The sequence below is a fragment of the Sphingorhabdus contaminans genome (genome assembly GCF_007280415.1).
In the GTDB taxonomy this organism is placed as follows: Bacteria; Pseudomonadota; Alphaproteobacteria; order Sphingomonadales; family Sphingomonadaceae; genus Sphingorhabdus_B; species Sphingorhabdus_B contaminans.
On record NZ_VKKU01000002.1, the window covers coordinates 1,398,255 to 1,409,862 of the forward strand.

9 protein-coding genes are annotated in these 11,608 nt (G+C 55.9%); 4 read left to right on the plus strand and 5 right to left on the minus strand.

Going from position 1 to position 11,608, the window contains the following annotated elements:
• Positions 1 to 2: 2 nt before the first annotated feature.
• The 3 genes from FOM92_RS14960 to FOM92_RS14970 all read left to right on the plus strand — a co-directional run bounded on the left by FOM92_RS14960 (position 3) and on the right by FOM92_RS14970 (position 3,291).
• Positions 3 to 1,793 (plus strand): sensor histidine kinase, encoded by a 1,791-nt coding sequence (locus FOM92_RS14960; protein ID WP_170226918.1) that lies wholly within the window; start codon positions 3 to 5, stop codon positions 1,791 to 1,793.
• A gap of 85 nt (positions 1,794 to 1,878) precedes the next feature.
• Positions 1,879 to 2,823 carry a hypothetical protein gene (locus FOM92_RS14965; RefSeq protein ID WP_143777611.1) on the plus strand — a complete coding sequence of 315 codons (945 nt, stop codon included), beginning with the start codon at positions 1,879 to 1,881 and terminating at the stop codon, positions 2,821 to 2,823.
• A gap of 54 nt (positions 2,824 to 2,877) precedes the next feature.
• Positions 2,878 to 3,291 carry an SH3 domain-containing protein gene (locus FOM92_RS14970; protein ID WP_143777612.1) on the plus strand — a complete coding sequence of 138 codons (414 nt, stop codon included), beginning with the start codon at positions 2,878 to 2,880 and terminating at the stop codon, positions 3,289 to 3,291.
• 68 nt (positions 3,292 to 3,359) lie between these two features.
• Here the strand turns inward: FOM92_RS14970 and FOM92_RS14975 are convergent, their stop codons facing one another.
• Positions 3,360 to 4,019: a hypothetical protein gene (locus FOM92_RS14975; RefSeq protein ID WP_143777613.1), complete on the minus strand. Its 660-nt coding sequence runs from the start codon at positions 4,017 to 4,019 to the stop codon at positions 3,360 to 3,362.
• A gap of 8 nt (positions 4,020 to 4,027) precedes the next feature.
• Positions 4,028 to 4,444: an integron gene (locus tag FOM92_RS14980; protein WP_143777614.1), complete on the minus strand. Its 417-nt coding sequence runs from the start codon at positions 4,442 to 4,444 to the stop codon at positions 4,028 to 4,030.
• A 307-nt stretch (positions 4,445 to 4,751) separates the two neighbouring features.
• On the opposite strand from FOM92_RS14980, the gene FOM92_RS14985 reads away from it, so the two are divergent.
• Positions 4,752 to 5,252 (plus strand): ECF-type sigma factor, encoded by a 501-nt coding sequence (locus tag FOM92_RS14985; RefSeq protein WP_143777615.1) that lies wholly within the window; start codon positions 4,752 to 4,754, stop codon positions 5,250 to 5,252.
• A 2-nt stretch (positions 5,253 to 5,254) separates the two neighbouring features.
• Here the strand turns inward: FOM92_RS14985 and FOM92_RS14990 are convergent, their stop codons facing one another.
• The 3 genes from FOM92_RS14990 to FOM92_RS15000 form a co-directional block, all read right to left on the minus strand.
• The gene (locus tag FOM92_RS14990) at positions 5,255 to 7,627 is read right to left on the minus strand and encodes a serine/threonine protein kinase (protein ID WP_143777616.1); all 2,373 of its coding nucleotides are present in this window, start codon (positions 7,625 to 7,627) and stop codon (positions 5,255 to 5,257) included.
• Positions 7,628 to 7,702: 75 nt separating this feature from the next.
• Positions 7,703 to 10,216 (minus strand): hypothetical protein, encoded by a 2,514-nt coding sequence (locus tag FOM92_RS16040; protein ID WP_211347420.1) that lies wholly within the window; start codon positions 10,214 to 10,216, stop codon positions 7,703 to 7,705.
• Positions 10,217 to 11,165: 949 nt separating this feature from the next.
• Positions 11,166 to 11,510, minus strand: coding sequence for a thiol-disulfide oxidoreductase DCC family protein (locus FOM92_RS15000; RefSeq protein WP_246087323.1), 345 nt, complete (start codon positions 11,508 to 11,510; stop codon positions 11,166 to 11,168).
• Between the last annotated feature and the right edge of the window lie 98 nt (positions 11,511 to 11,608).

The window sequence follows — 11,608 nt, forward strand, 5'->3', positions numbered from 1 at the left end:
GCATGACCTCTCGTCCTTCGGTCCAGTTCCAACCGATTGATGATGACGGCAAGGTTATTGACCCGCAGAAAATTCTGACGGCGCCCTATTTCAAGGATCCTATCTATCGGTCAACGGTCGAAGAAGGCGGTCGACGCGTTGCGTTCCTGATACCGTTCAAGACAGACAAGATCGAGGATGATCTGGCCTTCTTTATCGGGCCGACCCCTGGATTGCAGGAGATCCAGCTAAACGGTCAGGTAATCCAGCCTAACATTCCGCTTGATACATTGCGGGGCGCTGCGGATGGGAAAGCTCTCTACTATATGTTGCCTCTTTCGGCGGTTCGCGTTGGCGATAATGAAATCAAGGTTCTCGTCGAAACACAGAGTCCTATTTTGGCGCTGGCGCCATTTCATATTGGCCCTGCGGTGGAAGCTGCACGGGCGACGAGCAGAATTGATCTCATCACAAATTTTATACCGACCATTGCAGTTTCCTTTCTGATTTTTGCCTTTCTACTTTGTGCGGTGGTGAATTGGCCAAGTGTCGATAGGCCACGTGTCAGAACGCTGATGGTGTTGATGGTCGTCTGGGCTGCACGGACCTATTTCATAACTTTTCAGACACCCATCGAGCTCCCGTTCCTGGTTACAAGTTTCATCTATTACTTATTGGAAGGATCGGTAGTTGTCGCCTTCGCGCGGCACTTGCTGGCGGGCGAGCCGCTATCGCAGAAATGGTCGCGTTGGTTTTTCTGGCTGTGGATCGCCTTGATCGTTTACTTGGCGGGCATCACTATCGCCGGATTCGTCGTCGGCCCTGCGATCCGGGAATGGTTTAAAAATCTCGCCCTGTTGATTTCGGTTGCTCTGCTCATTTTGGCCCTGATTGGACTTCCGCTGCTTGCATGGGGGATTGCAACGCGGAGCGATGGCCGTCGGTTGGAACGCTTTGCGCTGATGTTCTGCTTGTTGGCCTTGGTGGTGGATGCCGGAGACTCTGCGTTTGACTGGACAGTGCCCTTCTTTCCGGAGCTATCGCTGACATTTTATGCGGCTGCTTCGGCCGGTTTGCTGCTCGGTCTCGGCGTCGTCGCGTCGATTGCACGGGAGGCCAGCGAGGCGCGCCGGACGGTTATTCAATCCAACGAAATTCTTGCAGCCAAGCTGGATGAACAAAATGCCGAGCTCGCGCGTAGCTATGATGCCCAGAAGCAGATGCTGCAGCGTCAAGTGATGCTCGAAGAGCGCCAGCGCATCGTTCGGGACATGCACGACGGTATTGGCGGCCAGTTGTTGGGCCTGATGATGCAGGTACGGCAGGGTGGTGCGGACAAGATCCAGGTGGAACAAGGACTGCAATCCAGCATTTCGGATTTGCGCTTGATTGTGGACTCCATGGACTCGGCCGATGACGGACTTGCTGAAACACTCCGGTCGTTTGAACACCGCGTGCGCGCCCAAGTGGAGGCAGCAGGTCTGACCTTCACTGTCGAGCACGGCTTGAAAGATGGCGAACCCGGTCCCGGACCGCGTCCGACACTTCAAATTCTGCGCATTTTGCAGGAGGCTGTTACCAACGCGATGCGGCACTCAGGCGGTACGGAAATTTCATTGATCAGCCGGATCGATGATAATGGATTTATCCACATTTCAGTCCGCGACAATGGCCGAGGATTGCCTGCTGAAATCAAGGGCGGACGAGGTTTGACCAGCATGCGCAGTCGTGCAGAAGCAGTCGGTGGAAACTTGAAGATCGACGGAAATGAAAGCGGAACGACCCTCTCGCTTATCATTCCGGGGCCAGCGTAGTGCGTATTACTCCCTTTGATTGTGGGGATTGAGCCAGACAGTCAACCGAGGCAGGCCAATTCCATAGTTTAAGAGGATTATGCGCATGTCCAGGTTCATTCGACTATTCATTGGGATGGCTTCCGCGCTGGCGTTGACGCCGGACGTGCTCGCTCAAAATGAGCGGAACGACAGGCGATCGGGTGGAAGTGTGCCATCATCTTCGACCGCGAAGGCATCTTCGGGCAATCCGGTTAAGCGAACTTGGGATTTTACGAAACGCTACGGTATTATCAATCTGGGTGGTCGTGGGGGATGCGGGGCGGAAGCTGAACAGGCACAGACCGACATCAATGCGTCGAACCGCTTGCTTTCGGACTTTCTAGCCGGACCAGCCGATGCCAAGAAGCTAGGCTTGGAACGCAAAAAATATCTAGGACAGGTGTTGGGGGCTGAACGCAGCATCGACAGTTACCTCGAAGCATTCAATAATGCAGGCCAGCGTGGACCAGCTGGTTATGTCCCGCCAATAGAACAGGATATATGCCTCGCCAAGGGGCAGAGAATGAGTATAGTTGCGCTCCGTGATAGCTTGGCCGGAATTGCCAAAATCTATCCCGACATGACCGAAGTGGCGCCGATATTGGGCCGCGCTGAAGCGGCTTTGAAAACAATGGGAGACGACCGGAAGATTGCGGCGTTAGTTGCAAGTAATCGGGGCGCGTCTCTTGCGGCGGTTCGATTGAAACCGGCCTTGTCGACCAATGCGGAGTGGATATCCGGCTTCCGCGCCGCGTTTCCGACTTTGGTGCCCGGGCAAACTATCCTCAAAATTCATCCCTATAGTGCAGCCTGGTATGTCCATAAGAACGAAATGACCTCTTACCCGGAATATCGCCAGATTGGCGCATGGATAGCTGCGCGCAAGACCGACAATAGCTGCTGGATATATTCTGTGGATCTCTGGCAAAATTATGATGGCAGAGGTTATGAACGCGGACAGTATAAATTGGGAGGACCGCCACAGCAAATTTTATGCGAGAATTTGTGAATGCCTTGCCGCGGGCGTTTTTTTGTTGTGTCCGCCATGATCTTTGGATTCGGAGTGCTTCATCCAAACACCATTTTGGCGTGTAGCGAAGATCTCCAGCCACCATCTGTGCCTGTCATGGTCGGGGGGCCCTTTACCGGCAATAATTGCACGCAACTTGCTCTGACGCGGGCGACGGTCAGGCCGATGAAAGCCGGTTCGTATCTTGCTGTCCGGAATGCACCCCGTATAAAATCCGCCGAATTGGACCGCATTGCGCCTGGCTATCCGGTCATAATCTGCACCGGGCTGACGAACAAGCAATGGGTCGGTGTGCTCTATTATGAACCGGGCACCGAAGATACGTCGCCTTATGGCCCCCATGATTGCGGTCTTGCCGACATGAGAAATAAGCGACCCTTGGCCTATCGCGGGCCGTGCCGGTCCGGTTGGGTTGCGCGTCGTTATCTTATACTTTCGGCGGGATGAAATCATGTGGTGATTGATGCAACATTTGCTCGATGACCACCGCGCATGGCGGCAAATAGAGGTGAAGGTCAGGCGGTTTTCACCAGTTCGATGAGCTTGCGGGCAAAAAGCGCATATTTTGCCTCTGGATCTGGAGCGAGGTCAGCGATCCAATCTACCGCACTTCCGGCGCTACTGCCGCCGAGCACCAAATGGAGGGCGTCGAGTACGAATTTTTCATCGGACGTCGGGATCGGCAAATCGTGCCGCTTCGCCTGTCTGGTCAACTTTTTGATTATCGCTGCACTGGAGACGTCACATTGCATCTGGGCAAGTTTCGCCAAAACAAGTCCTTTGTCTTTTGCTGAAAATTGCAGACCCGATCTTCCATGCGTGGATAGTGAATCTTCAATCATCCATTCCAGAAAATGAAAGGCGACATCCGAAATATCCGCATCGATTTGTGCCGTCTGGACCAGTTCAATAGCAAAAGCCGCCGCTTGCTTGGTAGGCAGGCCCTTAAAAATGCTCTCGCAAATCTGTAATAGCGGATAGGGGAACCCGGTTTTCTGAAATGCAACTGCGGGATCGGAGCTGCCATCCGCCAACGCTTCCAGAAAGCCGTTAGTATGATCACTGCCTTTGGTTGTGTTGCTACGAAAACCTTGGCTCGCGAGATGGCTAATATGGTCAATGACAATCTGGCGCAGCTCAGGTTGACCATGATAGGCGAAGAGGGAAATGCTCACCTGGCGCTCTAGCCGGCAAGATTGACTAGGTAGCTTCCGTGTACCCACCCTGACTGGCAGTCGCCCCGGTAAGGACGGCGCGCTGTATTGCTGGGACCAAGATCGCACGCAATGCCTTCTTCCTGCGTTCGCTGCTTGGGGTTGAAAACAACCCCGACCCATGCGCCCGCATCATCGCAGTTCCAAACCGCATCTCCTGAACGCAGGCGGGCTATCTCCTTTGCCTTGACGCTCGGCCCCGCACGGACGGAAAGAAAGCTGCCCGGCTTTAGCGGCTTTACCGAAGACGTGCTCATACAGGCGTCCAAGTCTCCATTGCCTGCAACCATAACCGGACGAATGGTCTGCTTCGCAGGCTTAGAAACGGCAGGAAAGCTAATGAGTGCGAGTGCCAAGATCGCCAGTGTCGATTGCGTGCGTTTCAAGCTTTCCTCCTGCCTCTGGTCAATTGATGTGGGAAGCGAGGGATTTTGTCGACCCCCTCTTTGACGGGGATACGAGCCGCAGATTTCGGTTCAGTTGTCCAATCAGGCTTCCCGCAATTTTGAAACATCCAATTCTCTAGTTTTCATTGCTTAAAGTTTCACCAGCTGGAACTTTCTTCAGCGCGATCCCCTTAAATCCGTAACTCCCGACAGGTTTTTGGCTATTTTGGTTCGTGGATTCTGCGTTTCAGACACTGGCGGCGTTTGTTCGGTTTGTGATAGGAACGGTCCATCTGGGGGGCATCTGTTGATCAACCGCGATTCCATGTTGAGCGAGCTGTATGACGAGTTGCGCGCAGCAGCAGCGCGAATGTTGCGGCTCGATGCTCCGGCGCTGACTTTACAACCTACCGAGCTCGTGAACGAAGCTGTGCTCAAAATTGTTCAGCTGGAGCGCATGAGCTGGAATGACCGGCAACATTTCTTTGCCACCGGTGCGCGCATCATGCGACAGGCTATGCTGGATGCGGTGCGGAGCCGGGGGCGACTTAAGCGGCAAAGCCCGACGGTTTTCATCGAGGCTGGGGAGCATAGTCCCTCTATTGATGTAGAACTGCTTGATGCTGCACTCGTCAAGCTGGAGGATATTTCGCCCGAGTTGGCACATATCGTGGAGTTACGTTTTTTCGTCGGCTTACCGGTCGAACAGATCGCGGTCGTGCTCGAACAATCGGAATCCACAGTCAAGCGGCGATGGCAGACGGCCCGGTTGTGGCTCGCGAGCGAACTCGGTATGGGTGAAGACTGATGTTAGCGGCAATGCCGCCTTACAGCGTCAGCAAGTTTCGGAACGTCGATATGTGCATCGCGGTTTGAAAGATTGCCACTCTGGCGCATCCGCTCAAGTAATAGGGTGCCTTGCTGTGCTTCGCTACAGGCCGCGGAAAGATTGCCGGATTTGGCCAGCAAGTCGGAATGTGCCGCCAGCGCTACCGCAACATCGCGCTGACGGTTAGGATCTCCAGGAGCTTCGGCCAGCCATTTGCGGCGAAAGCTTATGCCTTGTGTGGATGCAGATACGGCATCTGCCGTGCGTCCCATATCGTCCAGCAGTAATGCTTGCTGACCCAGCAATATAACCAAACGCTTTTCCAGTGCGGCATCCGGACCAAAGGCCAATGTCCGGTTTAAAGCAGCAATCCCCTTATTGGCTTCTGCCAGCGCTTCGCCCTCATACCCGCTGATTTCGCCCAATGTGCCCGAAATATTCCATGCCGCCTCGCCAAGTTTCTCCTCCCACATCAAAGACGGTGCGCGCGCCAACTCAGCGCGGATCAAGGCAGCACTTTCGCGGTAAGGTACGAGGGCGCCGGATGTGTCGCCGCGGTAATAGATGGCATCGCCAATGCGAGCGAGCAGATTGACCTCAAGCAATTTGGCGTCACGTGCCAGTTCTTTGGGCCAGTGGACCGAACGTAAATCAGCAAGCGTCTTCTGCAATACCGGTAAGGCCTGTGCCGGATTATCGGCCGTGATCAGATCGAACCCCTTATTCTTGCGGACTGTCATAGACCCCAGCAGGGCGGCTTTGTCACCATGATCAGCTTTCAAAGCACGCGCAAAATAGTCGTCCGCTTTGGCGGTCCAGCCTATGCCTCTAGTGTCAGAAGCCAGCGACCAACGTGCCAGTGCAACCTCGCCCAACGCTGTTGAAACTGCGGCCTTTGCGGGATCAAGTTCGTCCAGAATAGCTTGAGCATGATCGAGAGACTGCGCGGCCTTCACAGGTTGCCCAAGATTTGCGGTCCCTGATAGCCCCTGCAACCGCGCCAGTCGGATATAGCCCCGCGCGGTATCAAGCCGAAGATCGAGCGGCGCACTGGGCACCGCGCGTAACCGGTCCAGATACCGTCCCGCAACCTCAGCGAGCCGGGCCCGTGCAGGCAGGGTACCGGGCGCATCGCTCATCCTATCGCTGAGTTCTGTGAGCATGAACTGCGCAAGACTGCGCAGCTCGATAAAGCGCTTGTCTGCCTCTGCCAAAGCCCTTTCTGCGCGATAGTAGCTGACGGTGCTCACCACGCTGGTCGCGAGCAGCACCGCTCCAGCAGTCGCCGTCAGAGCCAACCCGCTTCGGTGCCGCCGGACAAAGCGCGCCGCGCGATACTGCCAACCTGCATCGCCGCGCGCCTCGACGGGTTCGGATGCGCGAAATCGCCGCATATCTGCCAGTAAAGCCGAGACGTCGGGGTAGCGCGCCTCGGGCGCTTCAGAAAGCGCCTTTGCCGCAATTGCCGCGAGGTCGCCTTCGAGTTCGCCGACAGGCAGTCGCGTACCCGGCACACATTCAACCCTGTCACCTGGTACACAGCGCCCAAATATCCCGAGCAATAACACACCCAACGAAAACACATCGCTTGCTATGGTCGGTGCAACCCCGACCCCGCGTTCCGGCGCGGCATAACCTTTGGTCAGGGGATAGGGATCACCGCTTTCATATTCATCAAGATCGGAAATCAGCCGCGCAATCCCGAAATCGAGAAGGTGCACCGCGCCATCGCTGTCCATTAGCACGTTTGACGGTTTGATATCGGCGTGCACAATCAGGTTGCGATGCGCATGGGCGACAGCCTCGCAAATGGCCTCGAATGCGTCGAGCCGGATATCGTGCGATGTTTGCTCCAGCGCCTGCGTCACCGGCAGGCCATCGATAAAATCCATTGCGAGCCAGGGGCGATTGTCTACCTCGCCACCGTCGAGGATCCGGACGATACCGGGATGGCTCAATCGCGCCAATATCCGCCGCTCGTCAGCAAAGCGTGCCTTGGACCTTTCACTCGCCAAGTCGCCCCGGATCAGCTTGATTGCCACCTGCCTTTCGAACACTCCATCGTCGCGTTCGGCCTTGACCACAGCGCCCATCCCGCCGCGTGCTATTTCGCCGGTGACGCGATATGGCCCGATCCGGTCAGGGATCACATCGACCACGCTCATTGGCCGCATGAAGCTTTCGGTAGCCGTCAGGCGGAACCTGTCATTGTCGTGGCTTAAAAGTTCCTCGACGCGAGCCAGCAGCGCTGCATCTCCGCCGCAGGCACGCACTACCAGTCTGGAACGCTCGTCACGATCCTCCACACTGAGAGCGTCTTCGACAATGGCCAGCGCTTTGGAATCAAGAGACATGGTCCGCTTTTCGATCCTTATGCACAAAATGGCCAGTATGTTCCTGTTCGAACAAACCGGCCAGAATTTGCGGCGTTATAGGCTCAGGCTTAAGGAAAGCCCATATTGGCGGCTGCTACCGACATGCTTTCCGCCGGTACCCTCAATAAAGAGCTGCGCCCGCCATCGACCATCGATGCGATAATCAATCCGGCCTCCATATTGTGTCCACGAACCCATCTTCTCATTCAAGGGAGATAAAACTCCGATTCCCGGTACGGCAACCGACAAGGACGAAGATCGCGAAAACGCCTTTGTCCACGCGGCATGCGTTTCCAGTGAAAGGTCGGCAGTAAAGTCATGTCGCCAGCCAAGAGACGCCTTCGCAAGCGTGACGCTGTCGCGGCCTTTGCTGCTGTTTGCTTCGAACGGATTCGCTGGCGAAAGTTCTTCGCTATAGGCATCGCTGCGAATCCAGCTTCGGCCGATTTCGATGCTTGGCTGAAGTTGGTCGCTGGGACCAACTTCGATCTCGGCCCCTGCCAGCGCGTAAATGAAGCTGAGTGAACCATCGGTGTCACCACTGACGTCGATAAGTTTGGTGCCGTTGAGATAGCTTCGATTCAGTTGAAGCTGCGCATCAGGTACGATCCAGCCGCCGATCCGTGCAAAGGGGCGTACCGTGCCCTCGGGTTTTTGCCAGCCAAGTGCCAGCGATAGCATCGTCCCTTGGCGAATTGCGGCACGCGAAGAACTGCTCTCGACACGCGCGATGCCGCCACAGATACGAAGCCCGTCCGCGTTGCGAACATCTCCGCTTGCGCCGCCAGCCAGATTTCCAACTCCTACAAACGCGCCCAGCCGGGCACCCTGTTTGTTTTCGTTTGTCCCTATCTGGTCGCAGCGCAAGGCCGCCGCCAGCCCTTGACCTTGTGCGACCAGATCTCCGCGCGCGCGCAGAAGATGCTGGACCGACCCGGCAACCGACGCGGGTGTTGTAACGCCGGCTATCGGGGGAGGTGGAGGCGCCGATGTAGGAGGCGGTGGCGCAGGTGGCGGCGGTGGAGGAGGAGGTGGTGGTGGAGGCGGCGCAGGCGGCGGCGGAGGAGACGGTGGCGCAGGAGGGGGTGGCGGTGGAGGTGGAGGAGGAGGCGACGGGGGAGGAGGTGGAGTTACCACCGCTGCGTCCCGAAAGCGGACGATATAATGTGTACCGGTTGTTTTGCCCACATCATTGAAAAAGGCAGCAAAGAACTCGCCGGAAGCAGAAATGCCACCGCGAAACATTACATTCTTGTCCGCAGCGATCGATACGCCAGCATTACGCAGCAGGTCGATGACTGGCTGAAATCCGGTAGCTTCGGTCCAGCGGAACATGGTTGCATTGCTGCGATCAATAATTCCACTTTGAGCGCCTTGACCACCGTCACCGTTCAGCAGAAGGATCGAACCGGCTGCATTCATGGAGCTTGGAAAGTCAGCAGAGACAATTGGATAATTGGGCAACGCTCCCAAATCGGTGTTACCGCTAGCCGGCGTCCATCGGTAGATGTGATAAGGTCCTGCCCGGAGCGGTGCCTGAACAGAAAAAACAACATTTAAATCAGCAGACGAGCCCAGTATATCCACACTTGAGTCGATTTGGCGGATGATCTCCTGCGCGCCACCCGCAGCCGTCCAATAGAAAAAATTTCTCGCAGTAGAGCTGTCGGTCTCTAAATAGCCCAAGATGGCCCCACCATCGGGGCTGACCCTCAAAGCACCGGATTTTACGAGATTTCCCGTTATTCCGGCAATCGGTCCCAAACCCTGCATTCCCCCGCTTGCCGTCCAGCGAAAGGCCCTCTCGCCAACAGTGATAACCTGGCCGCTAAATGATCGCCCGACAATAGTTGTGCCATCGGCACTGATGGCCGTTGCTTGGCTTTGGTTATTCCCGGCTAAGAAACCGAGACCGGTCATGCCGTCTGCGGCTGTCCACCGAAATGCCTGGAACAGTGCCAACCCACTGCTGCTGGGAGTCCCCGGTTCCAGACCGTAGCTGGAATAGCCTGCTACCACCGAACCGTCCGCGGAAACACCAACGGCTCCACTTGAGCGGAGCTTGATTGGCAAGCTGCTCGCACCGGGCAAGAAGCCCAAGCCGCGCGTAGTACGATTTGCGAGAGTAAAGACGAATGCCTGTGCGCCTAAGGTGACATCACCATTATAACTTACCCCGACAGCAACCTGGCCGTCACGGGATACGCCGTTGATATCAACAAACTCGCCCTGAACGGCCGTGCTGAGTGCACCCACTGGCCTTATGGTGAAAAGCCCGGTCGATTTTGTCCATACAGTTGCCGGTTCTGGTCCCAGATTGCCAGGGATCGTCAGATCGAGCTCCAGATAAGGTATCTGGCTGTAGACGATCGTTCCATCGTCGCTGACAAAATCGACATTGGCTTCTTCTGGATCAGGATCAGAAGCACCTGGATGGGGGCCCGCAAAATCTTCGGTCGCATACGGCTCTACTGTGGCGCTGTTCTGTGCGAATGCAGGTGCCGAACCCAGAGCGCATACAGCGATAGTTGCGGAACATAGTAGTCTAATCCGAAGTGCCTTGCCCATCCTGTGCTTCCTTTCCGTGTGGAGAAATTTCAGACCATCACAAAGCAAAGGCGACATCGGCGGGAAAAACGGTTCACGGCTTCGAAAATTTTTTTGAAAAACTGGAACGCTGGTCAGATCAAGGCCGAACGATTGCGGCCATCTTTAGGTGCATATTCAACGTGCAATTATCTGACGTATGTCCAAATGACAGCCGGAGAAGTTAGCCGGCTAGCTTCCCTGTAATCTAAGAGCATTTCGCTGCTCCCCGAAATTTATTCCTTGCTCTGATGTTTAGGGAATTTGACCAGCTAACCCGCAGAAGAGCTGGGCCGGGAGGGCAGGAAATGCTGGTAAGCCTCTCTAAATTTGCACAATTCCCTGTAAATTCCCTGCATTACAGGGAAATGCAGTCGGAGATAGGTTCGGGTCCGACTGCCTCCACCGCCATTCACCTAAGAAACTAGTGTCTAGTTCCTTGGCATTGCGTAGATGCTACTTTGTGCATGGCACGGTGGGCCCTGAACTGCACTGGGCTTATCAAGTCGAACACCTCTGACTGCTCACAAGGGGCCTTCAGTCATGCTGGTACTGTAATCAAACCGCCCTGGGTCGCAAATGACATCTGTCTGCAGCGAATGCGCTGGTATCCGGCTTCGCGTTGACCATGATAGGCGAAGAAGGAGATGCTCACCTGGCGCTCTAGCCGGCAAGATTAACCAAATAGCTTCCGTGCACCCACCCTGACTGGCAGTCGCCCCGGTAAGGACGGCGCGCGGTATTGCTGGGACCAAGATCGCACGCAATGCCTTCTTCGTGCGTTCGCTGCTTGGGGTTGAAAACAACGCCCGCCCATGCGCCCGCATCATCGCAGTTCCAAACCGCATCTCTAAGACGCAAGCGAGCGATTTCTTTTGCTTTGACGCTTGGCCCAGCCCGGACGGAAAGAAAGCTGCCCGGCTATCGCCGCTTACCGAAAGAAACGTTGCAGGCGCGGGCGGGCTTTCAGGAAATGCCCATAGGCCCAGTTCAGCACCTGCTCCCCACCCGGCAATTTCGCCATCATACCCAGGGGCCAGAGAAGCGGGACGGCGCGCCACATTGCGGCAAAAGCGCCGCCGCCCGAAAGCATTTTGCCATTTTCCAGGGCGTGAAACCGGGCCAGCAACTGCGCCCGGTCCAGCGGGCAAACCGTGGCGGGGTCGGCGGCATCAATGAAATCGATACGCCTGCGCCAGTCCAGACGGCGCATCAGCGCAATTTCCCTGCGGCATAAGGGGCAGCTTTGATCATACCAGACGGTGAGACGGCGCACGATTGGAAACTCGTTTTGATGAAAGAGGGGGCAATGCTTGCGTGAATGGATTGCTGGTGCAGATAGGTGATCCGGACCCATTCTGCAAATGTCGACGG

Coding starts and splice junctions, on each gene's coding strand:
- FOM92_RS14990 (WP_143777616.1), bottom strand. CDS start 7,627: ATGTCTCTTGATTCCAAAGCGCTGGCCATTGTCGAAGACGCTCTCAGT.
- FOM92_RS16040 (WP_211347420.1), bottom strand. CDS start 10,216: ATGGGCAAGGCACTTCGGATTAGACTACTATGTTCCGCAACTATCGCT.
- FOM92_RS14960 (WP_170226918.1), top strand. CDS start 3: ATGACCTCTCGTCCTTCGGTCCAGTTCCAACCGATTGATGATGACGGC.
- FOM92_RS14965 (WP_143777611.1), top strand. CDS start 1,879: ATGTCCAGGTTCATTCGACTATTCATTGGGATGGCTTCCGCGCTGGCG.